31 protein-coding genes and 1 tRNA gene are annotated in these 26,031 nt (G+C 73.1%); 15 read left to right on the forward strand and 17 right to left on the reverse strand.

All coding sequences use genetic code 11. The annotated features are described in order from the left end of the window. Window positions 1-128 precede the first annotated feature (128 nt). Complete coding sequence (locus AC07AL_RS25985) at window positions 129-284, reverse strand: DUF6131 family protein (protein ID WP_363584371.1); 156 nt, start codon at window positions 282-284, stop codon at window positions 129-131. A 238-nt stretch (window positions 285-522) separates the two neighbouring features. Beyond that, window positions 523-924 (reverse strand): SsgA family sporulation/cell division regulator, encoded by a 402-nt coding sequence (locus AC07AL_RS25990; RefSeq protein WP_400806804.1) that lies wholly within the window; start codon window positions 922-924, stop codon window positions 523-525. 386 nt (window positions 925-1,310) lie between these two features. Between AC07AL_RS25990 and AC07AL_RS25995 the strand changes: the two genes are divergently transcribed. Then, entirely contained in the window at window positions 1,311-1,787 is a 477-nt protein-coding gene (locus tag AC07AL_RS25995; protein ID WP_363584375.1) for a Dps family protein, read from the forward strand. Window positions 1,788-1,886: 99 nt separating this feature from the next. Here the strand turns inward: AC07AL_RS25995 and AC07AL_RS26000 are convergent, their stop codons facing one another. Then, a complete protein-coding gene (locus tag AC07AL_RS26000; protein ID WP_478318360.1) occupies window positions 1,887-2,543 on the reverse strand; it encodes a DedA family protein in 657 nt (218 codons plus the stop codon). Between the two features lie 205 nt (window positions 2,544-2,748). On the opposite strand from AC07AL_RS26000, the gene AC07AL_RS26005 reads away from it, so the two are divergent. Both AC07AL_RS26005 and AC07AL_RS26010 read left to right on the forward strand, forming a co-directional pair. Further along, window positions 2,749-3,054 carry a hypothetical protein gene (locus AC07AL_RS26005; protein WP_363584379.1) on the forward strand — a complete coding sequence of 102 codons (306 nt, stop codon included), beginning with the start codon at window positions 2,749-2,751 and terminating at the stop codon, window positions 3,052-3,054. Then, window positions 3,051-4,064 (forward strand): iron-containing redox enzyme family protein, encoded by a 1,014-nt coding sequence (locus tag AC07AL_RS26010; RefSeq protein ID WP_363584381.1) that lies wholly within the window; start codon window positions 3,051-3,053, stop codon window positions 4,062-4,064. The genes AC07AL_RS26005 and AC07AL_RS26010 overlap by 4 nt, the downstream gene beginning before the upstream one ends. Here AC07AL_RS26010 and AC07AL_RS26015 read toward each other — a convergent pair. Together AC07AL_RS26015 and AC07AL_RS26020 are read right to left on the reverse strand one after the other, a co-directional pair. Beyond that, window positions 4,038-4,310 carry a CDGSH iron-sulfur domain-containing protein gene (locus tag AC07AL_RS26015; protein WP_363584383.1) on the reverse strand — a complete coding sequence of 91 codons (273 nt, stop codon included), beginning with the start codon at window positions 4,308-4,310 and terminating at the stop codon, window positions 4,038-4,040. The genes AC07AL_RS26010 and AC07AL_RS26015 overlap by 27 nt on opposite strands. Next, window positions 4,294-4,950 (reverse strand): HemK2/MTQ2 family protein methyltransferase, encoded by a 657-nt coding sequence (locus AC07AL_RS26020; RefSeq protein ID WP_363584385.1) that lies wholly within the window; start codon window positions 4,948-4,950, stop codon window positions 4,294-4,296. Before AC07AL_RS26020 ends, AC07AL_RS26015 begins: the two co-directional genes overlap by 17 nt. Between AC07AL_RS26020 and AC07AL_RS26025 the strand changes: the two genes are divergently transcribed. After that, on the forward strand, window positions 4,949-5,458 hold the full coding sequence (locus AC07AL_RS26025) for a DJ-1/PfpI family protein (protein ID WP_478318361.1): 510 nt from the start codon (window positions 4,949-4,951) through the stop codon (window positions 5,456-5,458). The two genes, AC07AL_RS26020 and AC07AL_RS26025, sit on opposite strands and share 2 nt — an antisense overlap. Window positions 5,459-5,513: 55 nt before the next feature. Here AC07AL_RS26025 and AC07AL_RS26030 read toward each other — a convergent pair whose 3' ends face one another. Next, on the reverse strand, window positions 5,514-5,849 hold the full coding sequence (locus tag AC07AL_RS26030; protein ID WP_363622689.1) for a hypothetical protein: 336 nt from the start codon (window positions 5,847-5,849) through the stop codon (window positions 5,514-5,516). A 300-nt stretch (window positions 5,850-6,149) separates the two neighbouring features. Between AC07AL_RS26030 and AC07AL_RS26035 the strand changes: the two genes are divergently transcribed. Further along, window positions 6,150-8,267 carry a YbdK family carboxylate-amine ligase gene (locus AC07AL_RS26035; protein WP_478318363.1) on the forward strand — a complete coding sequence of 706 codons (2,118 nt, stop codon included), beginning with the start codon at window positions 6,150-6,152 and terminating at the stop codon, window positions 8,265-8,267. 40 nt (window positions 8,268-8,307) lie between these two features. Here the strand turns inward: AC07AL_RS26035 and AC07AL_RS26040 are convergent, their stop codons facing one another. Further along, on the reverse strand, window positions 8,308-8,610 hold the full coding sequence (locus tag AC07AL_RS26040) for a hypothetical protein (RefSeq protein WP_478318364.1): 303 nt from the start codon (window positions 8,608-8,610) through the stop codon (window positions 8,308-8,310). 308 nt (window positions 8,611-8,918) lie between these two features. On the opposite strand from AC07AL_RS26040, the gene AC07AL_RS26045 reads away from it, so the two are divergent. The 4 genes from AC07AL_RS26045 to AC07AL_RS26060 all read left to right on the forward strand — a co-directional run bounded on the left by AC07AL_RS26045 (window position 8,919) and on the right by AC07AL_RS26060 (window position 10,776). Then, entirely contained in the window at window positions 8,919-9,128 is a 210-nt protein-coding gene (locus AC07AL_RS26045) for a hypothetical protein (protein ID WP_363584395.1), read from the forward strand. 181 nt (window positions 9,129-9,309) lie between these two features. After that, on the forward strand, window positions 9,310-9,702 hold the full coding sequence (locus tag AC07AL_RS26050; protein WP_478318366.1) for a hypothetical protein: 393 nt from the start codon (window positions 9,310-9,312) through the stop codon (window positions 9,700-9,702). Window positions 9,703-9,818: 116 nt separating this feature from the next. Continuing rightward, on the forward strand, window positions 9,819-10,325 hold the full coding sequence (locus AC07AL_RS26055) for a DUF6328 family protein (RefSeq protein WP_363622699.1): 507 nt from the start codon (window positions 9,819-9,821) through the stop codon (window positions 10,323-10,325). A gap of 253 nt (window positions 10,326-10,578) precedes the next feature. Next, window positions 10,579-10,776, forward strand: a complete 198-nt coding sequence (locus AC07AL_RS26060; protein WP_363584400.1) for a hypothetical protein — start codon at window positions 10,579-10,581, stop codon at window positions 10,774-10,776. A 179-nt stretch (window positions 10,777-10,955) separates the two neighbouring features. Here AC07AL_RS26060 and AC07AL_RS26065 read toward each other — a convergent pair whose 3' ends face one another. Further along, window positions 10,956-11,384, reverse strand: coding sequence for a DUF732 domain-containing protein (locus AC07AL_RS26065; protein WP_363584455.1), 429 nt, complete (start codon window positions 11,382-11,384; stop codon window positions 10,956-10,958). 234 nt (window positions 11,385-11,618) lie between these two features. On the opposite strand from AC07AL_RS26065, the gene AC07AL_RS26070 reads away from it, so the two are divergent. Then, on the forward strand, window positions 11,619-12,119 hold the full coding sequence (locus AC07AL_RS26070; RefSeq protein WP_363584402.1) for a carboxymuconolactone decarboxylase family protein: 501 nt from the start codon (window positions 11,619-11,621) through the stop codon (window positions 12,117-12,119). On the opposite strand, the gene AC07AL_RS26075 is transcribed toward AC07AL_RS26070, so the two are convergent. The 3 genes from AC07AL_RS26075 to AC07AL_RS26085 form a co-directional block, all read right to left on the reverse strand. Next, window positions 12,064-12,978, reverse strand: a complete 915-nt coding sequence (locus AC07AL_RS26075) for an alpha/beta fold hydrolase (RefSeq protein ID WP_400985640.1) — start codon at window positions 12,976-12,978, stop codon at window positions 12,064-12,066. The genes AC07AL_RS26070 and AC07AL_RS26075 overlap by 56 nt on opposite strands. A gap of 37 nt (window positions 12,979-13,015) precedes the next feature. Beyond that, the gene (locus tag AC07AL_RS26080) at window positions 13,016-14,182 is read right to left on the reverse strand and encodes a glycosyltransferase family 4 protein (RefSeq protein WP_478318382.1); all 1,167 of its coding nucleotides are present in this window, start codon (window positions 14,180-14,182) and stop codon (window positions 13,016-13,018) included. 71 nt (window positions 14,183-14,253) lie between these two features. Beyond that, window positions 14,254-15,387: an acyl-CoA desaturase gene (locus tag AC07AL_RS26085; protein ID WP_400985638.1), complete on the reverse strand. Its 1,134-nt coding sequence runs from the start codon at window positions 15,385-15,387 to the stop codon at window positions 14,254-14,256. 178 nt (window positions 15,388-15,565) lie between these two features. Here AC07AL_RS26085 and AC07AL_RS26090 point away from each other — a divergent pair, with 178 nt between their 5' ends. Beyond that, window positions 15,566-16,180 (forward strand): ricin-type beta-trefoil lectin domain protein, encoded by a 615-nt coding sequence (locus tag AC07AL_RS26090; RefSeq protein ID WP_478318370.1) that lies wholly within the window; start codon window positions 15,566-15,568, stop codon window positions 16,178-16,180. A 25-nt stretch (window positions 16,181-16,205) separates the two neighbouring features. On the opposite strand, the gene AC07AL_RS26095 is transcribed toward AC07AL_RS26090, so the two are convergent. After that, window positions 16,206-16,568 (reverse strand): nuclear transport factor 2 family protein, encoded by a 363-nt coding sequence (locus tag AC07AL_RS26095; RefSeq protein ID WP_478318372.1) that lies wholly within the window; start codon window positions 16,566-16,568, stop codon window positions 16,206-16,208. 318 nt (window positions 16,569-16,886) lie between these two features. On the opposite strand from AC07AL_RS26095, the gene AC07AL_RS26100 reads away from it, so the two are divergent. Then, window positions 16,887-17,684: a DUF2785 domain-containing protein gene (locus AC07AL_RS26100; protein ID WP_363622721.1), complete on the forward strand. Its 798-nt coding sequence runs from the start codon at window positions 16,887-16,889 to the stop codon at window positions 17,682-17,684. A 61-nt stretch (window positions 17,685-17,745) separates the two neighbouring features. Here the strand turns inward: AC07AL_RS26100 and AC07AL_RS26105 are convergent, their stop codons facing one another. Both AC07AL_RS26105 and AC07AL_RS26110 read right to left on the reverse strand, forming a co-directional pair. After that, window positions 17,746-18,834: a PLL family lectin gene (locus AC07AL_RS26105; RefSeq protein WP_400331977.1), complete on the reverse strand. Its 1,089-nt coding sequence runs from the start codon at window positions 18,832-18,834 to the stop codon at window positions 17,746-17,748. Window positions 18,835-19,265: 431 nt separating this feature from the next. Next, window positions 19,266-20,285: a serine hydrolase domain-containing protein gene (locus tag AC07AL_RS26110; protein WP_478318374.1), complete on the reverse strand. Its 1,020-nt coding sequence runs from the start codon at window positions 20,283-20,285 to the stop codon at window positions 19,266-19,268. Between the two features lie 510 nt (window positions 20,286-20,795). Here AC07AL_RS26110 and AC07AL_RS26115 point away from each other — a divergent pair. Then, complete coding sequence (locus AC07AL_RS26115) at window positions 20,796-21,719, forward strand: hypothetical protein (RefSeq protein WP_331744820.1); 924 nt, start codon at window positions 20,796-20,798, stop codon at window positions 21,717-21,719. Between the two features lie 290 nt (window positions 21,720-22,009). Further along, on the forward strand, window positions 22,010-22,669 hold the full coding sequence (locus AC07AL_RS26120) for a polysaccharide deacetylase family protein (protein ID WP_363584418.1): 660 nt from the start codon (window positions 22,010-22,012) through the stop codon (window positions 22,667-22,669). A 118-nt stretch (window positions 22,670-22,787) separates the two neighbouring features. Here AC07AL_RS26120 and AC07AL_RS26125 read toward each other — a convergent pair whose 3' ends face one another. Continuing rightward, on the reverse strand, window positions 22,788-23,600 hold the full coding sequence (locus tag AC07AL_RS26125; RefSeq protein WP_331744814.1) for a hypothetical protein: 813 nt from the start codon (window positions 23,598-23,600) through the stop codon (window positions 22,788-22,790). Between the two features lie 194 nt (window positions 23,601-23,794). Between AC07AL_RS26125 and AC07AL_RS26130 the strand changes: the two genes are divergently transcribed. Next, a tRNA-Cys gene (locus AC07AL_RS26130) sits at window positions 23,795-23,865 on the forward strand. Between the two features lie 386 nt (window positions 23,866-24,251). Here the strand turns inward: AC07AL_RS26130 and AC07AL_RS26135 are convergent. Both AC07AL_RS26135 and AC07AL_RS26140 read right to left on the reverse strand, forming a co-directional pair. Beyond that, window positions 24,252-24,938 carry an esterase/lipase family protein gene (locus AC07AL_RS26135; RefSeq protein ID WP_363584422.1) on the reverse strand — a complete coding sequence of 229 codons (687 nt, stop codon included), beginning with the start codon at window positions 24,936-24,938 and terminating at the stop codon, window positions 24,252-24,254. Window positions 24,939-25,276: 338 nt separating this feature from the next. Continuing rightward, window positions 25,277-25,741: a hypothetical protein gene (locus AC07AL_RS26140; RefSeq protein ID WP_478318376.1), complete on the reverse strand. Its 465-nt coding sequence runs from the start codon at window positions 25,739-25,741 to the stop codon at window positions 25,277-25,279. Window positions 25,742-26,031: the final 290 nt, after the last annotated feature.

Below are 26,031 nucleotides of genomic sequence, written 5' to 3' on the forward strand. Positions count from 1 at the left end.
GCGGCGCCGGGCCGTGTGTTGTTGTTGGTGTACCCCCCCTTTGGCTCCGGGCCCCCCCCCCCCCACGAGCCGGGTGAACGGGCGGATCAGGGGATGGGGCGGGTGGTGCAGAAAATAGGACGAGTGGATCAGTAGTAGTGACGACGCCCGCCGACGGCGTGTCCGACGGAGCCCGCGATCCACAGGACGAGGCCGATGACGGCCAGGATGATGCCGATGGTCCACAGGATCGAGATCCCGGTGACGAAACCGACGATGAGCAGGATGACGCCGAGGACGATCACGAGGTCCTCCCATGTGGTGACTGGGACGGTTGTCAGGAGGGGCGGTCCGGCCGTTCGATGGTGATGCCGGAACCGTCCGGGGGTGGTGGAGCCGTCGTTTCTCCGGCCGCGCCCATGATCCGCGTGTACCGCTCTGCGGGCCGGGCAAACCATCCCGCCCGCGGCGGAATGGGATCGGTTCCCTCCCCGGGCACGCCCGGCCCTTCACCGAGCGGTCGCCGCCGTCGGCCGTGGCGGGTCAGGACCGGATCCGGTCGAGGACGGCGTCGATGTCGAGGTGGTCGGATTCGGTGCCGGCCGGTACCAGGGTGAAGGAGTCGAGGAGGAAGGCCGTCACGGCGTCCGCGGGGATGCTGATCACGGCCCGACCGTTGTCGGCGCACAGGGTGACCAGGACCCGGCCCGCCCGCCCGGGCGCGACCGTCACGTCCCCGTGGCCGGCGGGGGCGTGGCGGCCCTCGTTCAGCAGGTCACGCGCGAAGACCCACTGCGCCTCCCCGCCGCCCCCGAGGGGCGGGAAGACCAGGCACACCGCGTACGGCAGCGAGGTGTCGAAGCGCAGTTGCGCCTCGACGGTCACATCGGGGAACGGGCCTTCGGGCAGCGTGACGGCGGTGGACCAGGAGGTGACGACGGTCATGCGACGGACTCCGTTTCTGGCAGTGGCGCCTGGTTGCCCGCAGCGGCACCGAGCGCCGGCGGCGGCAGCGCTCGGCTACCCGCCCCGGGCCGATTCATGGCCCTGATCCCGGAAACCCGCCGGGCGCGGCGTGTTCGATCGCGTGCGGAACGTTCCGGCGCGGTTCCCGGCGCGAGGCGGGTGGTTTCCGTCCGGCGAGAAGGGGCAGCCGCCGCGTGGTCCCGCTGCCCGGCCGGTCGTTCGTCCTCGTCCCGGACGCCCCGGCGCCTCGGAGCACCGTCCTCCGGAATCCGAGACGGCCCGTCGAGGCCGAACCGCCGGGTGGAGGGCCCGCCAGCACCGCGGGGGCCGGCCGACGGCTCCCCCGACCCGGAAGGAACTCAGCGATGGGTATCGTCATCAGCAGCCCGCTGCCGGACAGCGAACGCAAGACGACCGGGGAGGCCCTCCAAGGCACCCTGGTCGACCTGCTGGACCTGTCCCTGGTGGCGAAGCAGACGCACTGGAACCTCTACGGGCCCCGGTTCCGCTCCGTCCACCTCCAGCTCGACGACGTGGTCGCCACCGCGCGCGACTACGCCGACCAGGTGGCCGAGCGTGCCGCCGCGATCGGGGTCAGCCCGGACGGACGGGCCGCCACGATCGCCGCCACCAGCAACCTGCCCGACTTCCCCGAGGGCTGGACGGCCGACGTGACGGCCGTCCAGAACCTGGTGAAGGCCTTCGCCGCCGTGATCGAACGGATGCGGGTGCGCATCGACGAGACCGGCCCGGCGGATCCCGTCAGTCAGGACCTCCTGATCGGACTCACGGCCGAGCTGGAGAAGCACAGCTGGATGTTCCAGGCCGAGAACCAGCACTGACGGGGCCCTGCCGACCGCGACGGGCCGGGGCCGGGATCGGGGCGGGGGCGGGTCCCGGCCCCCTGCGCGCGCGGTGAGGTCGGCCGGGCGGTCCGGCCGTCAGTGCTTCTCGTCCTGGCCCTCGCGGGACTGCGTACGGCGGGACCGCGTACGGGCTGAGGACCTGTGGCGGCGCACGCGCCAGACGATGAGGGCGATGACGACCACCGCGGCGAGCAGGGCGGCGACGACGCCGCCGACGGTGCCCTCGACCTTGGTGTAGGCGGCCCCGGCGAAGTAGCCGAGGAGGGTGAACCCGACGCCCCAGGCGAGGCCCCCGAGGGCGTTGAAGAGGAGGAAACGGCGGTACGGCATGCGGGAGACGCCGGCCAGCGTGGGCACCACGGGGCGGAAGAAGGCGACGAAGCGGCCGAAGAAGACGGCCGCCGGCCCCCGTCGGCGGATCAGGTCACGGGCCTTGTCGACCTGCTCCTCATGACGCCGCAGCATGCGCGTGTCGAGGACCGCCGGGCCGATGTGGCGGCCGATCTCGTAGGCGACGGAGTCCCCCAGGACGGCCGCGCAGACCACGGCGAGGACCAGCCAGCCGATGGACACCCTGCCCTGGTGGGCGAGGAAACCGCCGAGGACGGCGGCGCTCTCGCCGGGGATGAGGAAGCTGAAGAAGAGGGCGTCCTCGGCGAAGACGAGGGCGGCGACGACCGCGTACACGATCGGGCCGGACAGGCCGTCCAGCCAGTCGGTGATCGAGTGCATCAGCCACCCCGTTCGGGATCTCCCGCCCCTTCTGCCGCCCCCTGCGCCTCAATGTAACGGCGGGCGGTCCCGCACGCAGTGCTCCTCGGCGGGCGGGCGGCCCTCCTCCGGAAGGCCACGCTGCCGGCGGCGGCGTTAGCCTTCGCGCTTCCCGGGTAGCCGCTCCGCCGGACCACGACGGATGACCCCGCGAGGAGGACGCACCATGGACGGACGCGAGCAGGAGGCGCTGCTCGGGATCGAACGGGAGCTGCGCCGCGACCGCGTCCTGGAAGCACGGCTGCACAGGTTCGGCCTCGGACTGCGCAGCAGGGCCTGGGACATGATGCGCGGGGTACGGCCGGGCCCTGTTCTCGGGCTCGCTCTGCTGTCGCTCGGCCTGCTCGCGGCCGGACTCCGGACGGCGGAGCCACCTGTCCTGTGGGCCTTCACGGGCTGCTGGGCGCTGACCCTCGCGGTCGCCTTCGCCGTGCTCTGCGCCTGCGCCGATGGCCGGGGGAGCGGCGGATGAGCGGCCTGCCAGGCCCGCCCGGCCTGCCCGGACCGCGCGGACCGCTGTCGGCGGCGGTGCTCGGGCTGGTGACCGCCGGCCCGCCCGGCGCCGGACGGCTGCTCGCGCCACCGGGCCCACTCCACGACCCCTGGGGGGAGGACCACCAGCTCGCGCTGCACCTGTGCTACGAGCTCCACGACCGGGGCCTGCCGGGCGTCCACCCCGGCTGGGAGTGGGAGCCGGAACTGCTCGCCCTGCGACGGGAGCTGGAGCGATCGTTCCTGGCGAGGGTGCGCGCCGAGACGGAACCCGTACCGGCGTTGCCCGAGGTGCTGGAGCAACTGCTCACGCAGCCGCCCGAGGGTACCGGGCCCTCGCACTTCCTGCTGGCCGAGGGCGAGCGCCACCACGCCCGGGAGTACCTGGTGCACCGGTCCGTCTACCACCTCAAGGAGGCCGATCCGCAACTGTGGGTCCTGCCGAGGATCCACGGGCCGGCCCAGGCGGTGCTGATGGCGATCGCCTACGACGAGTACGGCGCCGGACGCCCGGAGCGGGCGCACTGCCTGCTGTTCGCCCGGATGATGACCGCCTTCGGCCTCGACCCCGAGTACGGCCACTACCTGGACGTCGTCCCCGCGCCCATGCTGGCGACGGTCAACCTGATGACGCTGTTCGGCCTGCACCGCGTGCTGCGCGGCGCCGCCATCGGGCAGTTCGCCGCCATCGAGATCACCTCCTCCCCCGGCTCGGCCCGCCTGGCCGCCGCGCTGGAACGCCTGGGTGGCGGCCAGGACGGCACGCTGTTCTACCGCGAACACATCGAGGCCGACGCCGTCCACGAGCAACTGGTGCGCCGCGGGGTCATCGAGGAACTGCTCGCCGCCGAACCGGAGTCGGCGCCGGACATCGCCTTCGGCATCGCCGCCGCCGGGACGGCCGACCGCCGCTTCGCCGACCACCTGCTCGGCTGCTGGCGCGCCGGACGGACCTCCCTGCGCTCACCCCTCGCCGACTCCTCCTCCTGAGCCGTGCCGTGCTCCTGAGCCTTCTTGTGCTCCCGAGCCTTGCGGCGGGCGGCCGTGCCGCCGGTGGCTGGTGTCGCAGAACGGATACGTCCGGCTGCGCCGGCAGGCGCACAGGGCCACCACCGGGCGCTCGGAGACCCGCCGGGTGCCGTCCGGCAGGACCACCTCCACCGGGCCCTCGACCAGCAGGGGACCGCCCGGCACGACGACCACCCGGGTGACGTCCCGGTCAGCGTTCGCGGACACCGCGCACCACCGCCAGCTCCTCCTCGCGCTCGCCCGGCCCGATCAGCCCGAGTCGCTCGAACAGGGCGGCGCGGGCCGTCAGCACCGGCCCGAAGGGCTGCCGCTGCCGCGCCGCCACGCTCGTGCGCAGCCCGGCCGCGCGCAGGAGCGCCAGGGTTTCCGGGACGTCCGCGAGCGCGGACTGCACGATCAGCAGCACGCCGCCGGCGGCCAGCACGCGGGGAGTCGTCCGGCAGATCCGGTCCAGGACCAGCCGCCCGTCCGGGCCGGCGTCCCAGGCCAGGGCCGCGCCGCGGCCAGGAGACCCCTTGCCGGGGTCGGTGGGGAGGTACGGGGGATTGGCGGTCACCAGGTCGAAGCGGCCACCGGAGAGCGGGGCCAGCAGGTCGCCCCGGTGCAGCCGGATCCGGCGGTGGTGCAGGCGGGAGTTGCACCAGGCGGCCGCGACGGCACGGGCGGACAGGTCGACCGCCGTGACCCGTGCCCCGCTGCGCGCGGCCGCGAGCGCGACGGCGCCCGTCCCCGTGCACAGGTCGAGCACCCGGCTGGAGCCGTCCAGCGGCTCCCGGCGCACACAGGCGGCCAGCAGTTCGGTGTCCCCCTGCGGCGGATAGACCCCCGGTGGTCGCAGCAACAGCATGCCGGGCGGCTTCCCGCACCGGCGCCGTTCACACCTGCCGGGCCCGCACACCTGCCGGACCTGCACACCTGCCGGGCCCGCACACCTCCGTGCACACCCTCGACGAGGTGGCCCCGCCGGCTACGACCTGCTGCTCATCCCGGGCGGCACCATCACCGCGGACACCCTCCGGCTCCGCCAGGCGGCCGTCCACACCGTGCTCGCCTTCACCGTCGCTGGACGTCCCGTCGCCTTCACCGTCGACGGGCGTCCCGTCGCCGCCATCTGCCACGGGCCGTGGCTGCCGGCCGAGGCGGGCGTCGCGTACGGCAAGCGGCTCACCTCCTACCCCTCCGTGCGCACCGACCTCGCCAACGCTGGTGCCACCTGGACGGACGAACCTCTGGTCACGGACGATGCCGACGGCTGGCGGCTGGTGACCTCGCGCAACCCCGACGACCTCGAACACTTCCTGCGGGGCGTCGACGCCGCGCTGCGCACACGGTCCGAAGCGGTCGGCTCGCGCTGAGGAGGCGACCGGCCGTCGGCCGCCGCCCGCGCGCTCGACGCGGTGGGTGCGGTGCTCAGCGCGCGGCGGTTTCCGCCGGGTGGGCGTCGTCCTCGTGGTGGTCCTGGGCGGCTGCTCCGGTGGCGTCGGGTGCGGGGCCCTGTCTGGCGGCCTGGCACGTGCTGCAGGTGAGCCAGTGCGCTGGAGGTTGGTGGGCGTAGCGGTGCGGGGCGAGGGTCATTCCGTCGGTGTCCAGGCCGCACAGGGTGCGGCGGCCGCAGGTGCCCGAGGCTTCCGCGGGGGCGGCGTGCACGCGGCGCACCGGGCTCTCCGGGTCCGCCGGGGTGTGGTCGGGGCCGAGGAGCCGCACGTTGGTCGGCATGTCTAGCTCAAGTACGACGACGATGTCCATCTTCTCAACGTCGCTGCTGGGCCGGTCCGCCGCACCCGCTCGGTGGCATCCGGACCAGCCCGGGCCACCTCCGGCGGACGGGTCCCGACCCTGCTTCCAACGGCCTTGGCGACGCGTGGTGAGGCCTGGCACCCCGGTGCCCCCGTGGGCGCCCCGACCGGCGTGGCGGCGGTCGGCGCCGTCGCGTTCGTCCGCGGGGCCACATCCTTCGGGACCTCCGCGGCGGCCGGACCGATGGCAGGTACGGGATGACGGCAGGTACGGGATGACGGCGCGGGCCGGGGGAGTGACGCTGGTGGGGTGGACGGCAGCGACGCGGTACGCGCGGAAGGCTCCCGGCGGCCCGTGCCGGACGGTGCGGGGCGCGGCCGGCAGCCGGCGCCGACGGTGGGGGTGGAGGAGGAGTACTTCCTCGTGGACGCCGCCACCCGCGCCGCGGTGCCCGCCGGGCCGGGGCTGGCCGCCCGCGCCGCCGGCGTGCTGGGGGAGCTGGTGTCCGGGGAGTTCACGGACCTCCAGATCGAGGTGCGGACACCGCCGTGCAGCACGATGGAGGACCTGTCCGCCGAGCTGACGCGACTGCGCCGCGAACTGGCCGCGTGCGCGACGGCCGAGAACCTGAAGGTCTGTCCCAGCGCGACGCCCGTGATCGGCGGCGACGTGGCGCCGGTGGGCGATCACCCCCGGTACCGCGACGGGGTGAAACTGTTCCGGACGATGATGGATGACTTCGCCGTCTGCGCCCTGCACGTCCACGTGTTCCTGCCCGACCGGGAGGTGGCGGCCCTGGTCGGTAACCATCTGCGGCCATGGCTGCCGCTGCTGGTCGAGATGAGCGCCAACTCGCCCTTCCACGCCGGACGGGACACCGCGTACGCGAGCTGGCGGTCGGTGCTGCGCCTGCGGTTCCCCGGTCTCGGGCCGCCGCCGAGGGTCGAATCCTTCGACGACTACCGGCGCTTCGCCACCGCCATGGCGGACGTCGGTGGAATGTCCTTCGCCGAGCTGCCGTTCTGGGACACCCGCCCGCACCCGAACCTGCCGACCCTGGAAGTACGGTGCATGGACGTTCCGGCCGAGGCGGTCGACTCCGTGGCCCTGGCGGCCGTCGTCCGGGGACTGGTGGTGACCTCCGCCCGTTTGGCGGAGCACGGCGACCAGGGCCCCCGGCTGAGCGGTGAGCTGCTGCGCGGCGCCTACTGGTACGCCACCCGCGACGGCTGGCCGGGGCGGGGGACGGACGCCCTGACCGGACGGATGCTGCCCGCCCCGGAACGCGCACGGCGGCTGCTGGAGCACATCGGCGCCGCATTGGAGGACATGGGGGACCTGGAACGGGTCACCGCCTTCGTCGACCGGCTCGCCACCCGGGGCAGCGGCGCCCACCGCCAACGCGCCGCACACCGCGCCGGAGGCCTGCCGGCGGTGGTGGACGACCTGGCGAGCTGCATGATCCCCCCGGACGCCGCCCCGCCGCAGTCACCCGCCTGGCGGACCCCACTGCGGCGCGGCCGCGACGGGCGTGCCAGCTTGGAGGGAGCCGGCAGGGAGCGGCCGGGGGACGGACCCGCGCCGACGGCCGCCCGCGAACCCCTTGGGAAGCCGATGCACGCCACCCCGAACCCGAACGGCCGCACCCCCGAACGGGGCGGCCTGGTGCGCCGCGACGGCTACGCCCGCCTGAGCGCCGCCGACCTCGGCGTCGACCCCGAGGCACTGGCGGAGGACTTCGCCCGGCTCGCCGACGCCTACCGGGACCTGCCCCCGGACCCGTACGCGCGGGAGACCAACCGGTTCCGCCGCTACTCGCACGCCGTCTACCTGCCCTGGACCGGTGTGCTGTCCTACATCCCCGGTGCCCCCGACGGCGAGTTCGGCACCGTCACCGAGTACTGGCAGGACGAGCACAACCCCGAGTACCCCCGGATGCGCCGCCGGCTGCCCGACATCCCGCCCGCCCTGCACGGCAACCGGCTGCTCGACGCCCTCGTCCGCGCCGACCTCGACCACGCCCTGTGGCTGGAGGACCTGCACCGCGTGCCCGTCTACGTCGGCATCCACCTGATCGCGCTCGGCGTGCAGGACCGGGGCCAGGTCGCGGTGTCCTCGCCGAACTGCCTTCACCAGGACGGCGGTTCACCGGCCACGTTCACCTTCGCCCACCTCGTCGGCCGCCGGAACATCGAGGGGGGCGAGAACGTCATCGCCACCCCGGAGAGCGCCGGCCGACAACCCGACGCGCTGCCCGCCGACGCCATCCACACCCGCTTCGTCCTGACCGAACCGCTGGACGGGTACGGCGTCCACGACCGGCGCGTCAGCCACTACGTCGGTCCGGTCCGCCTCGGCGACGACGGGGGCGACGGCTGCCGCGACATCCTCATCGTCGGCATCGCGCCGTACGCGCCCGGGCTGTGAGCGCCGTACGCGCGCACTGCGGGCACTGCGGGCACTGCGGTCACTGCGTACGCAGGGCGCGCTCGCACTCCTGGCACCGCTGGTCGGCGAGCGTGGGCGGGTACCAGGGCTCGCCGGGCCGGACCGGCCGGTAGTGGGTGTGTTCCATCGGGCCGGTCTCCAGCCCGCACAGCGTGTACGGCTGCGGGTCCTCGGGCACGTCGGGATCGGCCCCGGCGGCGTGCACCGCGATCACGGCGGGCTCGGCACCTTCCGCATCTTCCGCATCTTCCGCACTTTCCGCGCTGATGGCCCCGATGGCCCCGTCGGGCTCCAGCTCGAAGAGCACGATGATCGATGCCATGCACCGAGCCTCGGCCATCGCCGGCGGACCCACATCCGGGGGTGGGCCTTTCGAGGCGAGCACCCTTGCCCCGTTTCGGCCCGGCTCCGCCTGGAAGAGCGGCGGGACCGACGACCGCATGGATCGCGCCCGTCGGGGCCTGCTGCCATGCTCGGGTGATCACACCTCGTGCACGGAAGGAGTCCGTCGATGATCGTGCCGCCCGCGCTGGAACGGTGTCCGGGCGGGCTGCGGTGAGGGGCTGGGTGGTCGGGGCCGTCGGCGAACCGGGCAAACCATGCAAACCAGGCGAGCCGGGGCGGTTGCTGGTGGTGCTCGTCGACGGTCGGCGGCTGGTGACGCGCGAGCTGTCCGGGCAGGAGCGGGCGGAGCTCGGATCGCCCGTCGCCGGGCGGCTGCGAAAGCCGCATCCGGGCGCGCGGTCGATGGTGCGCTGGCTGCGCCCGGTGCTGGCCGTCGTCGTCGAGCTGGAAGCCGGACAGGTGCGCCGCATCGCCTTGCCCGCAACGGGCGACTGAGTGGTCCGCCGCCACCCGGTCCCGGCGCTGCGCACCGCGCTCCGAGCCTGATCCGGACCCACCGGCGCCACCTCGGCGGCCGTCGTGGGGTTCACCCGATTGCCCAGCGTCCGTCCGGCCGGCCCCGGGACGGACCGGGCGCCCGGGGGCGGGCCGCGTCCGGGCGACGTAGGTTGCGGGCATGACCAGTGACGAGACGACGATCCCGGCGGTAGGGGTGCGCCTGCTGGACGAGGTGTTCGACGCGATCGAGGCGGCCAACGGCCGCCCGCAGCCGTGGACCGGTTTCGACCACGGGATCCTGGGGGCCTACCGATGGGCCGCCGGCGCCCAGGTCGCGGCGCCCCTCACCGCTGCCGCCGCGCTCGGCGCCACCGGGCCGTGCCGGGCGCAGCTCCTGGCCGAGTGCCAGGCCGCCGCCGTCCGTCTGCGCGACGTCTCGGCCTTGGCCTTGGCCTCGGCCTCGGCCTCGGGTGAGGGCGACGGCGCGGACGAGGGCGCGAACGCCGCGTACGCCCTGGGCGCCTACCAAGCGCTGGCCTGGCTCTGCGGCCACCACGAAGACCGCCCCTGACCCGGCGGCCCGAAGGGCCGGCACCTGACCTGCGGGCCTGCCGACCTGCCCGCATCGCGCATCCGTGCATCCGTGCATCCGTGCATCCGTGCATCCGCGCACAGGGAGACGACACCGTGCTGAAGGACGACAAGTCGCCCGGCGGGGGCAGGGACGAGACGCCCCAGGAACGGGCCGACCGGCTCTGGAGCGAGATGCTCCAGGAGGTGCGGGTGTGCCAGACCGGCGCGCAGATCCTCTTCGGCTTCCTCATCAGCGTGGCCTTCACCCCGCGCTTCGCCGGCCTGCCCGACTTCGACAAGGACCTCTACGTCGCCACCGTCATCCTCGGTGCCCTCTCCACCGGCACGCTCGTCGCCCCCGTGGCCTTCCACCGCCTCCTCGCCGGCCGCGGCATGAAACCCGAACTCATCCACGTCGCCGGCCACCTCATCGCCACCGGCCTCGTCACCCTGGCCCTGACCATCGCCGCCGCCCTGCTGCTCCTGCTGCGCACCGCCACCGGCAACCCGGTCGCCGCCTGGGTCCTCAGCGCAGCCGTCCTGCTCTGGTTCACCACCACCTGGCTCGTCCTGCCCCAGATCGTGCTGCGGCGCACGGCCGCCCGCCGGACGGCTCCTTAACACCGGTCCTGCACGCGTCCGGATCCCGTCGTGGCGTCGTGGCCGGAGCGGCGCCAGGAACGGCAGGGCCCGCCGACCGGATCTCCGAGGCCGTGCGAACGCGTCGCGACCGACGTTCGGGGTAGACGCCGGGGCAACCCCGAGGAGGAGAGGCCAGGCCCGCCGGTTCGAGCAGGAAGCAACCACCGGGCCCGCGAGGCCGCCCCCAGAGCGCACCGAATCTGCCGACTGACCTGATGAGAAGGGCTACGCCATGAGCACGCACGACACGGGTACCACCCCCGCGGAACACGACGCCTCGCGGGACGGCGACGACACCGTACGGGAGCGGTCCGCGGAGGAACGGAACATCGTGGCGCCCACCCCGAAGGACGTCCGCGCCAAGGCCGACGAGCCCGACGACGCCGACGACGCGCCCACCCCACCCGCAGCCGACACCCAGGCCCCCTGACCGGCGACACCCCCCGCCGCCCCCGGCCCCTGGCCGCCCGCACCCCGCCTGGCCGTGACCGGGCGGGGTTTCTGAACGCCCGTTGGCATCACCGGATGCTCATGATGCACTGATCTATCCGACAAGCCTCGGCGCAGCAGAGCCCCGCCCGGTGCTGGACGGGGCCTGCACGGCACAGGTCAGCCGCAGAACGTCGACTTCACCGCGGCGACGATCTGTGCGGCCTGGTCGTCCGTCAGAGACGGCACCGTGCCGCCCTCGAACCGTGACTTGGTGTTCTTCTGAACCGTCGCCGCGTCCTTGTTCTCGCGCGCGTCCAGGCACGTGTTACGGGCTCGGGAGACGGCGCGGTCCTGCTTGGCAACCAGACCCGGGTCCACGGCCTTGAGGGCGGCCATCAGGGCGACGGTCTGCGCCGAGTCCGGCGAGGGGATCGCGGACGTCGGCTTCGGGGCCTCGTCGGCCGGTTGCTGACCCGGGGCCGCCGGGGAGCTCGCGGACGGCTTCGCTTCGGCAGTCGCCTTATCGGGCTTGTCCTCGAACAGCGAGAGGACGGCGCCGAGGGCGAGTACCGCCCCGCATCCGATCAGGATCTTTTTCTTGTCCATTCCCACCCCTTGACCGACATTTGGTGATCATCAGAGGTACCACAGGGCCTGTGACATGCGAAAGTCCCATCCGGAGACGGTCTCGTGGGTCGGCGGGGTCGGTTTCGATGACGGTCATGCTGTGGCCTCCCGGGCGGTCGCCTTCCAAAGTGGTTTCACTTTCAACTATGATGGTGCGGTGACATGCCGGCCACGAGTGATCCGTTGATCTGCTGATCCGCCAGAGGAGTTCCCGTGAGTGATGTGACCACCGATGTGACCGCGGCCCCGGTGCGCCGGCGGGTGTTCATCGACAAGCAGAGCCCTCAGGCCTACCGGGCGTTGCGGGCGACCGCCGAGGCGGCCGGGGTGGGGGCGGCGGAGGCCGGGCTGGACCGCAGGCTGGTGGAGCTGGTCAATCTTCGGGTGTCCCAGATCAACGGGTGTGCCTACTGCCTCAACGTGCACACCCGGGCCGCTCTTCAGGCCGGTGACACCGCGCAGCGCCTGGGCACGTTGCCCGCGTGGCGCGACACCGAACTGTTCACGCCGCAGGAGCGTGCCGCGCTCGCCCTGGCCGAGGTGACCACCGACCCGTCGGACGCCGTCGCGCAGGAGGCCGCCTACGGCGCCGCCCGCGAGGTCCTGACCGATGACCAGATCTCGGCGGTCATCTGGGTGGCGATCGCCATCAACGCCTTCAACCGCGTGTCGATCCTGAGCAAGCACCCGGTGCGCGCGATTCCGGCACAGTGACGGCGCCGCGCGGGCTCGACCCGGTGATCAGGGCGCGGATCGCCGTGGCCACGGGGGCCGGCCGTTCCTGCATGGCGACGTGGCCGACGCCGGGGAGGGTGAGGAGGCGGGCGTCGCGGAAGGCCGCGTAGGCCCGGGGCGCCGTACGGAAGGGGACGAGGGCGTCGTCCCGGCCGTAGACGAGCAGGGTGGGGGCGGTGACGCGGCGCGCCAGGTGCCAGGCGGAGGCCTCGCCCCGTCGCAGGAACGCGTGGACCACCGAGCGCACACCTTCGGCCAGCATGTTTTGTGCGTACGGCAGTTCGGCGCGGCGTCGGCGCTCGCGCGCCTCCACGGACCGCTGTTCGGTGCCGACGAGGGCGGGGTTCGCGTAGATGAGGCGGTAGAGGTCGTCCAGTTGGCGGTCGGGGCTCTGGGCGGCCAGGAGGCGGGAGTGCAGCCGTGGCGCGCCCGGCAGGCCGAGCAGGGCCACCCGCAGGGCCGGGGCGGGCGGGAACGTCGGCAGCACGGGCGAGATGAGGGTCAAGGTGGCGACCAGGTCGGGCCGTTGGGCGGCGAGGCGCAGTGCGATCAGGCCGCCGAGGGAGTTGCCGACCAGGTGCACGCGGTGGTGTCCGGTCCGGTCGAGGTGGCGGGCGACGGCCGCGGCCTGGCGTTCGACGGTGACGTCGCCGTCGGGCGGGGGTGCCGATTTTCCGAACCCCGGGAGGTCGAGGGCCAGGCAGTGCGCCGAGGTCCGCAGCAGGTCGATCAGGTGGGCCCAGTTGTGGGTCCAGCCGCCCAGTCCGTGCAGGAAGACGGCGGTGCCGGCGGCCGGAGCGGGGCTGCGGACGTACTCGGCGGCGAGGGGGTGGTGCATGGTGGTCCGTTTCTTCGGGGCGGGTCCGCCGGCCTGCTCAGCGGCGCAGGGGTGGCCCGGCCGTCTCGGTGAGGGCGAGCCGGTAGTGCTCGACGAGGCGGTCGCCGACCGTCTCCCAGCTGCGCTGCGTCGCTGAGGCACGGCCCGCCCGCCCGAACGCCGCCCGCAGTTCGTCGTCGCGGGCGAGACGTTCGACGGCCTCCCGGAACCCGTCCGCCGCGCCGGGTGGGACGAGGAACCCGGTGTGCCCCGGGCGGACGAGGTCGAGCGGTCCGCCGGCCGCCGGGGCGACGACGGGCAGCCCGCTCGCCATGGCCTCCTGGAGGGTCTGGCCGAAGGTCTCGAACGGCCCCGCGTGGACGAAGGCGTCGAACGAGGCGTAGAGCCGGGCGAGTTCGTGCCCGGACCGGAGGCCCAGGAAGACCGCGTCCGGGAGTACGGCCTCCAGCCGGGCCCGGCACGGGCCGTCGCCGACGACCACCAGCCGAACCCCCGGGATCCGGGACACCTCCGCCAGCCGGTCGACGTGCTTCTCCGGCGCCAGACGTCCGACGTACCCGACCAGGACGTCTCCGGGGCGGCCGAGGCGCCGGCGCAGGGTCTCGTCGCGGTGGTGGGGGTGGAACCGTGCGCAGTCGACGCCGCGCGGCCACAGGTGGACCCGGGGGATGCCGTGCGCGAGCAGGGCGCGCAGCGAAGCCCGCGACGGTGCCAGCGTCCGCGCGGCGAGGGAGTGCACCCGTCGCAGCCGCCACCAGGCCAGCCGGGGCCCGGCCGCGCCCAGCGCCGGCAGGTAGGTCCTGGCGTAGGCGGCCAGATCGGTCTGGTAGACCGCCACGGACGGGACCCCCGCCCGGTCGGCCGCCGCGGCGCCGACCGCCCCGAGCGCGAACGGGCTGGCCAGGTGGACCACGTGCGGGCGGTGCCGCTCGATGGCGTCGGCCACCCCGCGCCCCGGGAGCGCGACCCGCACCTCCGGGTAGCCGGGCAGTGGCACCGACGGGACGCGGACCACCTCGTAGCCGTACGCCCGATCGCGGCGCAGGTCGCCCGCGTGCCGTCGCGCGGCTCGCGCGGCTGGTGCCCGCACGGCGGGTGCCACCACCACCGGGGTGTGGCCCCGGGCGACGAGGTGTTCGGCGGTCCGGAGGACGCTGTGGGCGACACCGTTGAGCTGCGGGGCGAAGGACTCGGTGACGATCAGGACGCGGAGCCGTTCGCCGCCGGGGGCCGGGCCGTCCGCGGTGCGCGCCGCCGGCCCGGACAGGACTCCGCTCACCGTACCGCCGCCCCCGCTTCGGGCGCGGCCTGCGGCTCCGGGGCGGTCGGCCGGGTCGGCTCTGGAGCGGAAGGCCGGGTCGGCGGGCCCGACTGCGCCGGGTCGCCGGGGAGCGAGCGGCCGACGGCCTGCAGGTCCCGCAGGATCTCCCGCAAGCAGGCGACCGGGCTCGCCTCGCTGTACGGTACGCCGATCTGGGCGCAGTAGTCGCGCACGATGCGCGAGGCGGGGCGCAGCGCCGCCACCGGCATGGCCGGGAAGAGGTGGTGCTCGATCTGGTAGCCGAGGCCGCCGAAGAGGAAGTGGACGAACCGGCCGGCCCGCAGGTTGCGCGACGGCAGCACCTGCCGGCGGAGGAAGTCGGCGCGCTCCGCGTCCGGGCCGGTCATCGGCATGCCCTTGTGGTTGGGCGCGAAGATGCACCCCAGGTACACGCCGAGGACCGCCCCGAACAGTACGGCGAAGGCCAGCGCCTGGAGCGGTGCGAGGACGACGGCCAGGAGGGCCACCGCCAGGGCGTAGTGCAGCGCGGCGAGCGTGCGCTCCAGGGCCGGGTACCGGACGGTGCCGCGGGTCAGGGTCAGGCAGGTGGCGAGGAGCAGCCCGAGCGCCTGGAGGGACAGCAGCGGGAAGAACAGTTCCGCCTGGTACCTGGCCGCGAGCCGCCTCAACCCTCTTGTCCGGCAGGCCTGTTCGGTGGTCCGGGCGAAGAGGAGGGAGTCCGCGGCCGGGTCGTGGCCCTCGCGGTTCGGGTGTGCGTGGTGCCGGTTGTGGTCGCTCACCCACCATCCGTAGCTCATGCCGACCACGAGGTTGCCCAGCACGATGCCCGCCAGGTCGGTCGCCCGCCGGCCGGCGAACACCGCGTGGTGGGCGACGTCGTGCCCCAGCAGCGCCAACTGGCCGAGGACGAAGGCGAACAGGGGCGCGATGCACAGCTGCCACCAGCTCGCGCCGAGCGCGACGAACCCGGCCAGGAGCAGCGCCAGGGCGGTGAACAGCGCGGCGCTCCGGCCTGCGTAGTACAGGGGACGCCTGCGCAGCAGACCGGCGTCGGAGACGCGTCGGTGCAGCTCGGCGAAGTCGCCGCGCCGGGTGGTCCCGGTGGGCGGGGTGTCCTGAACGGTCATGCCACCATTCCGGTCTCGGGTCGCTCCGGTCGCTCCGGTCGCTCGTTCCCGCCGCGCCGCGAGGCCCCGGGCAGGGTGGCGTCAGCCTTCCGCATCCGAACCGCCGTTGTCTCGGCGCTTCGTCGTGTCGCGGCCGGAGGTGGCCCGATCGGGTGGCGGCGGGCCCGGCTGGTCCGTCATGCGTCCGATCACCGCTCGCCCGTTCGGCGCCGACGGCACCCAGGGCTCGCACTGCTGGAACAGCACCGGCGAGGGCCAGCACCTCCAGTGCGCCAACAGCACCGTCAACCAGGGCCGCCCGGTCACCGGCCACATGTACGCCTTCCAGGTCCGGATCGACCCCGCCACCCACTGGGTGACGGCCACCGTCACCGACGAGACCGCCGGCACCTCCTTCGTCCTCGGCCAGTCCGCCCGCTGGCCGCTCCGGTTCGCCAACGGCGCCTGCCTCGACCGCGGCGGCACCAACGGCGCCATCAGCTACCGCTGCGCCACCACGCCCAACGCCAACCAGCTCTTCGTCTTCGCCCGCGACGGCAGCCTGCATACCGCCCAGGGCAACGAGTGCCTGGCCGCACCTGCGGCCGTCGGCGGCCAGGTGGTGCGCGCCGCCTGCGACGGTTCCGCGGCCCAGCGATGGAGCTACGACGGTGCCCGCCGGGCCGTGGTCAACCCCGCCGGCTGGGCGCTCACCTCCAGCACCGCGGGGCGCAACGGGGACCCGATGACCGCACGGCCCGCCGACGGCAGCCCTGAGCAGACCCTCACCGCGGTCGTGCGGACGGATGCCTAGCCTTCCTGTCCCGTGAGGTTGGGGGCTACCGGGGTGCGGCGGCCTGGCGCAGGTGGCGGCTCACGTCGCCGACCAGCGTGAGGCGCACCCGGCGCTCCGCGAACTGCCATTGACCGCTTTGGAGTTCGAAGCGGTCGTGGTAGCGGGCGGCGGCGATGGGCTGCAAGGGGAAGCCGGGCAGGGCCTGGAGGACGGTGACGTATGAACGCGCGACGGCCGTGCCCGCCGGTTCGTCGACCTCGACGGAGAGGTTGGTGGTGACGTGCGGGGTGCGCGGGTGCCGTCGGCGTCGACGACCTGCGGGCCGGCGTTGGTCTGGCCGGCGAGCGTGATCGGCCGCCCGTGGTCGAGCGACAGGTACGTGTCGGCGTCGTCGGCCCCGCGCCACACCTGGATGAGGTCACTGTCGTCGGCGCGCGCCTCGCCCATGATGCCGCTCGCCGCGACGGGGACGTCGTCCTCGATCTCGTCGGCCCACCTGCTGCTCTCACCGGGCGCCACGGCGTACGCCGAGGAGTTCGAGAACACCAGGACGGCGAGCGCGGTCGTCACGGTGACGGCGGCCAGGCGCCACGTGGACGGGGGAGTGGGGGCGGGAGGCCGGGGCGATGGGCGTCCGACGTCCCGCGGCACTGTCGGTCACAGCAGCGGGCGGATCCGGATAATCGCTGGTCACGCCGTCCATGGCGGGCTAGCCTCGCTGCTCGTGACTGACTGGTACAAGATCTACTCCGACGCATGTGCGGTGCCCCCGGGCGGCGATCTGGACGAGCTCACCGCAGAACTGGCGGAGTGCCTGCGGGATCCGGACCCGGAGGTGCGCGACGGCTACCCGTACGTCGTGCTGCGGACCTGGATCGAGCGCGACGTCATCGACGGCGACCGGCGGCTCCGCCTGGGCGATGACATGGCGGCCCGCTTCGCGGCCGGTTCGCCGATTCAGGCCCGCACGTTCGCGCCGCTGGTCCTGGACATGATCGTCAGCCGCGGGGACCTCCGGCAGGAATGGCTGGACGCGTTCACCCGCTGGTACCCCGCGGAGAGCGATCTGCGCGGCCACGACGCGCAGTTGGGCTGGCTGCACGCGGTGGCGCACGGCGCCGACCTGCTCGGTGCCCTCGGCTGCCACCGCGAGGTCGAACCGGTCGAGATGCTGGACCTCGCGACCGCCCGGCTCCTCGCGCCCACCGACTACCTGTACGCCGAACGGGAGGACGACCGGCTCGCCCGTGCGATCGCGCTGACCCTCACCAACCCGAAGCTCACCGCGGACCGGTCCGTCGCCTGGCTCGACGACATCGGCGCCGACTTCCGGGCCGTGGCCCGGGGCACCACCCCGACATACGTGTCCAACGCGCTGCGCACCCTGCGGATGCTCTACCTCCTCACCGACCTCGGCGTCCCGCCGAAGCCGGGGCAGCCGCCTCGTCAGGTCCCGCATCGCGACGCGGTCAAGCGGCGGCTCGTCGAAGTACTGGCGGACGACGCGAAGTCCGTCGGCTGACAGCCCCGCGCCGCGAGCCGTCCGGGCCTCCACGCCGTCGCCCGCCGGTGCCCTCGTCCCGCTACCGGATCCTCTTCTCGACGATCGCGTGGTCGGGGAAGAGACCGCTGCGGGCTCCGTTCCAGTTGATGTCGATGCTGAACTCGTTGACGGTGGCGTTGATCGCGGGGGTGTCCGTCGACGGCGCCAGGGCGCCGGCGGGCTGGCGCCACCCGTCCCAGGTGTCACCGCCGGTGGAGGAGGTGTTGATCCAGACGTAGCCGTCGGCCCCGATGCAGGCGAGCATCTGCCGGCGCTGGTTGGCGTACTGGGGGTCGCCCGGGGCGACGGTGTAGTCCTGGTACCCCATCCGCGCGGCCGACACCCCGGAGATGCACACGGCCCCGCCCGGTACCTGGCTCGCGGTTCCGGTCGCCCCGGTGGCGGGGTTGCGCCAGATCTGCCAGACGTGGTTGTCGGTTCCGACCAGGTAGATGTGCTCCATCTCGCCGCCCGCCGCCTCGTTCCAGGTCATGATCGGGCTCGGTCGCCGGGTGCCCGTCGTGCCGCTTCCCTGCGGCCCCACGTGCCACTGGCTGTTGGGGAAGCTGATCGCGGTCTGCGAGCGGGTGCCGTCCGGGCGGGTGTGCACGCTGGTGATCCGGTAGAGGCCGTTGACGTCCGCCCAGTCGAAGAGCACCGTGCTGCCCAGGCTCTCCAGGGAGATGCCGCCCCAGGCGGCGGCGTCACCCTCGATGCGGTGCCACGGCTCCCACTGGTTCGCGGACGGGTTCTGCACGGCGGTCCAGTAGATCTGGTTGTCCACCCCTTGGTGGGCGACCATGACACGGTCCTGCCACTGCACGATGGCGGGGGAGTAGTAGCTCTGGGCCTGGAAGCCGCCCAGCGGCTGCCAGGCGCCGTTGTTGAACCGGAACCAGATGCCGTTGTCGAGGCCCCTGGTGACGTCGTAGGTGTTGCCGTTGACCGTCACCGTCTTCATGTGGGACAGGCTGCTGACGCCGACGCCCCGCCAGTCCAGTTCCACCGCCCCGGCAGGGGCCGGGGCGGCCAGGAGCAGGACGCCTCCGGCCATCGCGGCCGCGATCGTGTTCCCCACCCGGCGCAACGCCGTCGTCCGTCGCAGCGGGTGAGCAGTTGTCCGGTGCACTTCGGGCTTCCTTTCGCTGAGGATCCCTCGGCTCCCCCCGAGCGAACGTGCAGGGGCGGCAACCGGGATTCCGCGGACTCGGCCTTCTCGCCGTGCAAGAACCGTAGTTGCCGTGCGGCTCCGCAGTGTGCTCTGCGCGCACTCGTCGTTGACGGTCAACGCAGCAGTGGCCGAACCAGCCGCCGACGCGCCGCCGCACCCTGAGTTTCGGCGAAGCGGTTGAGGGCGATCGGGGCGGGCCGATCGGTGGGCGGCGGGCCGTCGGCGGACTGCTGGCAATGGAGTTGGGACTGCCGGATAATTCTTCTCCTGGGACCGAGGAGTTCGGGCGGCGGCGCGTGCAGGGGGTTCGGAGAGTCGCCGCGACACCGACGCCATCCTGGAACTGGGCGACGCCAACCACGGCCACTCTCACTACGGAGCCTCGGCCGTCACCTGCACAGGGTGGCGTCGAGGAGGGCCAGGACATCGGAGGGGCCCTGCTTGGTGGGCGCCGTGACGGCAACCGTGACGGCGCGGCCGTCATCGGTGACGCCGGTGCGCGTCTGGTAACCGGGGATGTCACCGCCGTGCCCCCACATCAGGCCGCCGCAACTCAGCGGCGTACTGGTCACTCCCAGCCCGTACCGGGCACCGGGCCACATTCCGCCGGGGACCTCGACGGTGGTCCGCATCTGGGCGAGCTGTGTGGGCTTCAGGAGCTTGCCGCCGAAGAGGGCGGAGAAGAATCGGTTCAGATCGCTCGGGGTGGAGATCACCTGCCCGGCGGCCCAGGACCAGGAGGGGTCCAACTCGGTGACGTCCTCCAACGGCCCCCCGGGCTGCGCGTAGTAGCCCTGGGGGTGTGCTTCCCGGATGCCCTCGTCGCCCGCGCCGGGGAAGTAGGTGTGGCGCAGTCCGATGCGTTCGATGATCCGGTGGGTGATCTGCTCGGCCAGCGGACGGCCGGTGACCTTCTCGATGATCAGGCCGGCCAGGAGGTAGTTGGTGTTGCTGTACGCCCAGCTGGTCCCGGGGGCGAACAGCGCCTTGTGCGCCAGCGCCAGGTCGAGCAGGGTTCGGGGCTGGAGGTAGGTGTGGCGCTCCGTGCCGACGAGGTCGCCCACGAAGTCGACGTAGTCAGGCAGTCCGCTGGTGTGCTGCAGCAGCTGACGTACCGTGATGTGGCGGCCGTCGATGCCCTCGCCGCGCACCAGGTTCGGCAGGTACTGCTCGACCGGGGCGTCGAGGGCGACCTTGCCTTCGTCGACCAGTTGCAGGACGACCGTGGCGGTGAACGCCTTGGTGTTGCTCCCCGCCCGTACCTGCCCGTCGACCGGCACCTTCTTCCCGGTGCTCAAGTCTGCGACGCCGGCAGCGTAGTTGCGGGTGCGCCCGTCGCGGCCGAGGTCGGAGGCCAGGGCGGCGGGGTACTTGTCCTCGTGCACCAGGCGGTCCAGGCCTTGCCGCACGACCTCACCCGGAGCCGCGGGGCTGTGCCGCGGACGCGGGCAGAGCGCCTCCCACGGCCAGACCGGTGGCGACCGTCACCACCACCATCGCGATGCCTCGCCCCGGCCCGGACGACGAGGCGCGGGCACGTCGAAGCGGGCGAGAACGATCGGTCATGGGGGAACCCTCCTTGTGCACCCTGCCGGATGCATCGGCAATTCGTATGCCTTCAGCCTGGGTGTTCAAGATCCACCGATCCATCCGGGCAGCGGGCCCATGCGAGAGGGGGATAACCCCCGGTCGGGGCCGTCATGGAACCCTTTTCCGGGTCCAGCCGTGGAAGGCCTCGGTGGTCCTGGCCGCACTTCGTGCCGGCCGTCGGCGGGAGGATTTGAATATGATCCGGCCGCTGGCGTCAACACGCTTGGTGTGTCGGATAGTTGTGGTACGTTCCGTGACCTAACCACAAATAGGTGACCCCGGCAGCGCGCCAACGCTCCGGGGCCCGGCAACAGGAGAAGCACCTCCCGATGCGCGTCCATCGTAGCGCCCACGTGCGCGATTTCACCGTGCTGCCCAACACCATGCTCCAGTACCGGCGGCTGTCCTACACCGCTCGCGGTCTGCTCGCGGACCTCCTCTCCCGCCCGGACGGCTGGCGCGAGGACGGCCGGCACATGGCCGACACCAGCCCCCAGGGGCGCTGCGCCATTCGCAAGGCGCTGAAGGAGCTGGCCGAGGCGGGCTTCTACCGGGTCGAGAAGATCCGGATGCCCGACGGCACGATCATCACCGAGACCCACGTCCACGACACCCCGCAGCTGATGCCGCCGGGTGCCAACCGTCCGGCCCCCGGCGAAGGGACCACCGGCGGCGCTGACGCCCTGGTAAAGAACCCGGTGAAAGAACCCTCCCTCCCCTCCCGGCAGTCCGGAGAGCCTGGCGCTGCCCTGGGGGCGGAAAGGCGGGAGGGGGACTCCGAAAAGGACGCGCCGGACGAACGGCTCCGCGAGGCGGTCGCCACCCTGTTCCGGGTCATCCGCCCCGAACCGCGCCTGAGCCTGGGCGAGGCCGAGGCACGCGAACTCGCGCCCCTGGTCGCCCAGTGGCTGGAGCGCGGCAGCACACCCGCCGACCTCGCCCGGGCCCTGCTGCCGGGCCTGCCCGCCCCGGTGTACTCGGCGGTCGCGGTGCTCCGCTACCGCCTGGAGCGCAAGATGCCGCCCGTCCGGGCCGCCGCACGGCCCGTAGCGGCCGGCTACGCCGAGTGCGCCCAGTGCCACGACCCCGTCCCCCAACCCGGCATCTGTCGCGCGTGTGCGGGCCTCGTCAGCCGCCCTGCGGACGACAGCCGCACGACGGGAATCGCCTCCGCAGGCGCGGCGCGGGTCCGGGCCGCGCTCGATGCCGCCAGAGCCGCCGCACGGGCACCGGCCGCCGTCGCGGCCAGGTGAAACGTCGGCCGGTTCCGGACGGGGCGGAACCGGTATTCGGGCCGTGCGGGCCGGGCACTCGTCGGGCGACTTCTGGGCTGGCATCCGGGTGAAATGGGGCGGAGTCGCCTGGCGCGAATGGAAGCCGGGTACGACGCTGCCAGAATGCAATTTCCCTGAAGGCCACCTGCACAGGCGGTGCCGCCGGACAGCTGGAGCAGAACATGCGAATCATTCGACCACGCAACAGTCCGGAAGAAGCGGCCGGTGGAGGTGCGGGGCGTTTTCCGTGGACGCTGATGTACCACTCGGTGGCGTCAACGAGTGAGGATCCCTATCTGATTACCGTCGACCCTGCGCGCTTTCGCCGCCAGCTGCGCTGGCTGTCCGCCCGCGGGCTGCGCGGGGTGTCGGTCGGCGCCCTGATGCGCTCGCACCGGGGTGGTGGCGCGGCGGGCATGGTGGGGCTGAGTTTCGACGACGGATACCGCGACTTCGTGGAGGAGGCCATGCCCGCACTGGCGGAGTACGGCTTCACGGCGACGGTCTACGTGGTGGCCGACCGGCTGGGCGGATACAACGACTGGGACCGGCAGGGTCCGCGCAAGCCGCTGATGACGGCGTGCCAGGTCCACGAGGCCGCCGCCGCCGGGCTGGAGATCGGCTCGCACGGGCTGACGCACCGGCGGCTGGCGGGCCTGGGCGCGCGGGAGCTGGCAGCCCAGGTCGCCGACAGCCGCCGCGTGCTGGAGGACCTGACGGGGCAGGCGGTCGAAGGGTTCTGCTACCCGTACGGTTCGCTCGACGCCGCCGCGGTGGAAGCGGTGGCGCGAGCCGGCTACGGGTACGGGTGCGCGGTCAGCCCCGGGGTCCACAGCGGGGTGTACGCGCTTCCCCGCTGCTACGTCGGTGACCGGGACGGGCCGCTGCACCTGGCCGCGAAGCTGGTGCGCGACCGCTGGCGGCGCTGACGGCGCTGGCGGCGCTGGCGGCCGGCGAGGACCTGCCGGCGACGAAAACCTGCCGGGCACCGCGGAGGGCGGTGCCCGGCAGGGCGGTGGTCGGCGGGCGGCGGGCGGTGGCGGAAGGTCAGTGGGCGGTGGCGGCGGGTTCCAGATGCAGCCAGGACTCGTGCCACAGCAGGGCGCAGCGGCGGTCGCAGCCGGTGGCGAGCGGCTCGCCGCCGCAGCGCAGGCCGTTGAGGATGAACCAGCGGCCCTTGGTGGGGTGCTGCCACCAGGCGAGGGAGCGGTGGCGCAGTTCGGTGGCGCTGTGGCGGGTGTCGGCGTGGAGCTCCATGCCCGGCTGGAAGGGGACGCCGTCCAGCCGCCCGTCGGGGTCGAGGGTGGCGTGGATCTCCGGGAGGCTGCGCACGGTCGCCCAGAGGGCGGCGGGCCGAGCGGCGGGGACCGGCGCGGGGGCGGGCTCCAGCCATTCGTCGCGGAACAGCAGGGCGCAGTCCAGTCCGCAGCCCTGGGCCCCGTCCGCGCCGTGGCAGGTGGCGCCGGCCAGGGCGACGGTGCCGGACAGGCGCCGCACGCGGTAGTGGTCGTCGATCATGCGGCGCACGATGCGTTCGACCTGGTAGACGCCGCCGCAGAACGACCACTGACTGCGGGTGAACCACAGGCCGCGGTGGCGGTCCTTGGCGTCGAGGGTGGCGCGCACCGTGGCCTCGTCCTTCACCCGGACCCAGTCTCCCTCGGTGAAGCGGGAGGGCCGGCCGGGCGTCGGGACGGCGGCGCGGCGCTCACGCAGGCCTTCGCGGACGATCCGGGCGCGGCGCACGACACCGAGCGGGGGAAGGTCGCGCAGGGGGAGGCTCTTGTACTGGCACCGGTTCGCAGCGGTTCCGCAGCGCAGCTCCGTGGTACGGGTGGACCATGATTCCTCGACGGCCATCAGTGAAATCCCATCGGGTCGGAGATATCGGCACAGGCTAGCGCACCGCGACTTTTCCGCGCTGGCCCACCGGACCCTGTCGACACCATGTCGAGAGAAATAGCACTAAACGCATTAAGGGTCTTCTGGAGTGAAAGATCGGCGTCGCCGGGTAATCCCCGTTCATGTGCGTGTAATGTTTCCCTCGTTGCCGCGGTGGAGTGGCTGAGTGGCGAGGCGACGGCTTGCAGGGCCGTTTAGATGGGTTCGATTCCTATCTCCACCTTTTCTTTCCGGCGATTTCGCCCGTATTCCTGGTCCATGGATTGTCCGGGTTCGCGCTCTGATTTATCGGAGAGTCGCGGCCGACGGCCCGAGTCGGTGGCCCGCGCAGCGCGGCCCACACCCTCCCGTTGTGGACGCCATGGAGTCAGTGATCCGCCCGGCGGTTCCGGCCGACCTGAACGCCGTGGCCGAGATCTTCGCGCACTACGTCCGCCACACCGTGGTCACCTTCGAGGAGGCCCCGCCACCGGCGGCCGCCCACGGGTTTGACCGGCAGGCGACGCAGATGTGCTCGTCGCGCCGTTGTCGCGGCGGGGCCGGCCACCGCGCCGAGGATCTGTACACGGCGGGTGGCCGGTGGTGCCGGGGCGGTGGTGTGGCTGTGTGTCAGCTGGTCAGGATCGCGGTGACCTTGTCGAGGACGTCGGGGTTCGTCAGGAAGTCGTTGTGCTTGAGGCCGTCCGTCTCGATGTTGGTGGCGCCGTTCAGCTTGGTGCTGGTGGTCGGGGAGATCTGCTCGTCCTTGGGGGACCAGAAGGTCGTGTACCGGGTGGGACCCGGGGTCTCGGTGTCCTGGTTGAGGTGGCTGATGACCCACGAGTTGGGCGTCATGTCCTTGCACCCCTGGTCCCAGAGGGCGCAGAGGTAGCCGAGGGAGGTGCCGTGGTTGGGGCCGGCCAGGGAGATCCAGTTCGCGACCTTCTGGTTGCCGCCTCCGAACTTGATGTACCAGCGGCTCGGCAGGCTGCCCAGGCTGTGGGCGACGATGTTCACCTTGGCCGCGCCCGTCTGGCTCAGAACGTTGTCGACGTACTGGGTCAGTTCGCCGGCCAGGACCTCGTTGGTCGACCGGGAGGTGTCGTAGCCCCAGGCGAAGGCCGGGACGTCCTTCGAACGGAGGCCGGTCATCAGGGTGCCCCATACTCCGGGGTCCGCGTTGCGGCCGTGGATGAGGATGACGGGGATGTGTGCGGTGTCCGCGTGGGCCGGGACGGCGGCCCCCGGTCCGGTCAGCAGGGCCGCGGTTATGGCGGCGGTCAGGGCGGTTGCGGCGGCGGTGGTGGGGCGACGCATGTGTGCTCCGAGGTTCGTCGGCGGATGGACGGCACGGATCGTGGGGGCGCCCGCAGGATGGCGGGTGCCCCCGTGTCGCGCCAAGCGCATCATCGGCGACGGGGTGCCGAATTGGCGGAGAGCGTTCGACCTTCACTCGATCGGGTGATTTGTGGGCGCGGGTCGCACTCGTTCGAGGACCGTCCTCGGTCAGCAGCCACCCACCGACGAAGACCACCCCACCGGACGGCCGACCTGCTGGAGCTCGTTCGGGTCGCCGCCCAACCAGCCGAACCCGCCGGCGCCGACGGCTTCCTGGTTTGGCGGCGGCGGGTTCGGCCTGGGCGGTGCGCGGGTGGTCAGGTCCTGGGGGCCGGGTGGAGCCAGTGCGGTCCTGTGGTCCAGCCCAGGAGACGGCGCCCGGCGTCCGCGTCCGCGTCCGCGGCGCCGCCGCGGGCGGCCTGGCGCAGGCCGGCCAGGGCGGGGGCGAGACGGGCCGCGACGTGGGCGGGGTGGCGGGCGGCCTCCCCCCGCAGTCCGGCGATGACCCGGGCCTGCGCGGCGGGCTCGCACAGGGAGAGGTGGAACACCAGCTGGCGCCACGCGTACGCCGCGTCCTTGATGGTGGACAGCGGCCGCGGGTTGTCGTGGATCCGGGCCGTCGCGCGGCACACGGTGGTGAAGCTGCGCCAGGCCAGGTCGTCCCAGCCCGGCTCGGGGCTGATGCCGACCCGGGTGACCAGGGTGGCCAGGTTGTGGGTGGTGAGGATCTGGGCCTGCTCGATGATCTTCCCGTTGGACGCGATCGACCATCCTCCGGACACCTCGGCGCGCTGCGCGCACAGCTCGGTGAACCCGGGGGAGGAGCGGGGGCGTCGGCCTCGCGCCGGGGCCTCGTTCGCCCTGCCCGGCTTGTTCGGCTTGCCCGCCTCGGCGGTCGCGAGGTCGTGGACGGCCGCGTAGTCGATGGCGTAGTAGCGCTCGTACAGCGTGCCACCGAGCAGTTCCGGGGGGGGGGGGGGGGGGGGGGGGGGGTGTGGGGGGGGGGGGGGGGGGAGGGGGGGGGGGGGGGAGCTCTCCGCAAAAAAGAGGGGAAATCTGTCCGGGCCGGGAG

It is taken from the genome of Kitasatospora sp. NPDC043949 (assembly GCF_056435365.1).

Coding starts and splice junctions, on each gene's coding strand:
- AC07AL_RS25990 (WP_400806804.1), bottom strand. CDS start 924: ATGACCGTCGTCACCTCCTGGTCCACCGCCGTCACGCTGCCCGAAGGC.
- AC07AL_RS25995 (WP_363584375.1), top strand. CDS start 1,311: ATGGGTATCGTCATCAGCAGCCCGCTGCCGGACAGCGAACGCAAGACG.
- AC07AL_RS26000 (WP_478318360.1), bottom strand. CDS start 2,543: ATGCACTCGATCACCGACTGGCTGGACGGCCTGTCCGGCCCGATCGTG.
- AC07AL_RS26005 (WP_363584379.1), top strand. CDS start 2,749: ATGGACGGACGCGAGCAGGAGGCGCTGCTCGGGATCGAACGGGAGCTG.
- AC07AL_RS26010 (WP_363584381.1), top strand. CDS start 3,051: ATGAGCGGCCTGCCAGGCCCGCCCGGCCTGCCCGGACCGCGCGGACCG.
- AC07AL_RS26025 (WP_478318361.1), top strand. CDS start 4,949: ATGCCGGGCGGCTTCCCGCACCGGCGCCGTTCACACCTGCCGGGCCCG.
- AC07AL_RS26020 (WP_363584385.1), bottom strand. CDS start 4,950: ATGCTGTTGCTGCGACCACCGGGGGTCTATCCGCCGCAGGGGGACACC.
- AC07AL_RS26030 (WP_363622689.1), bottom strand. CDS start 5,849: ATGGACATCGTCGTCGTACTTGAGCTAGACATGCCGACCAACGTGCGG.
- AC07AL_RS26040 (WP_478318364.1), bottom strand. CDS start 8,610: ATGGCATCGATCATCGTGCTCTTCGAGCTGGAGCCCGACGGGGCCATC.
- AC07AL_RS26050 (WP_478318366.1), top strand. CDS start 9,310: ATGACCAGTGACGAGACGACGATCCCGGCGGTAGGGGTGCGCCTGCTG.
- AC07AL_RS26060 (WP_363584400.1), top strand. CDS start 10,579: ATGAGCACGCACGACACGGGTACCACCCCCGCGGAACACGACGCCTCG.
- AC07AL_RS26065 (WP_363584455.1), bottom strand. CDS start 11,384: ATGGACAAGAAAAAGATCCTGATCGGATGCGGGGCGGTACTCGCCCTC.
- AC07AL_RS26075 (WP_400985640.1), bottom strand. CDS start 12,978: ATGCACCACCCCCTCGCCGCCGAGTACGTCCGCAGCCCCGCTCCGGCC.
- AC07AL_RS26085 (WP_400985638.1), bottom strand. CDS start 15,387: ATGACCGTTCAGGACACCCCGCCCACCGGGACCACCCGGCGCGGCGAC.
- AC07AL_RS26090 (WP_478318370.1), top strand. CDS start 15,566: ATGCGTCCGATCACCGCTCGCCCGTTCGGCGCCGACGGCACCCAGGGC.
- AC07AL_RS26115 (WP_331744820.1), top strand. CDS start 20,796: ATGCGCGTCCATCGTAGCGCCCACGTGCGCGATTTCACCGTGCTGCCC.
- AC07AL_RS26125 (WP_331744814.1), bottom strand. CDS start 23,600: ATGGCCGTCGAGGAATCATGGTCCACCCGTACCACGGAGCTGCGCTGC.
- AC07AL_RS26135 (WP_363584422.1), bottom strand. CDS start 24,938: ATGCGTCGCCCCACCACCGCCGCCGCAACCGCCCTGACCGCCGCCATA.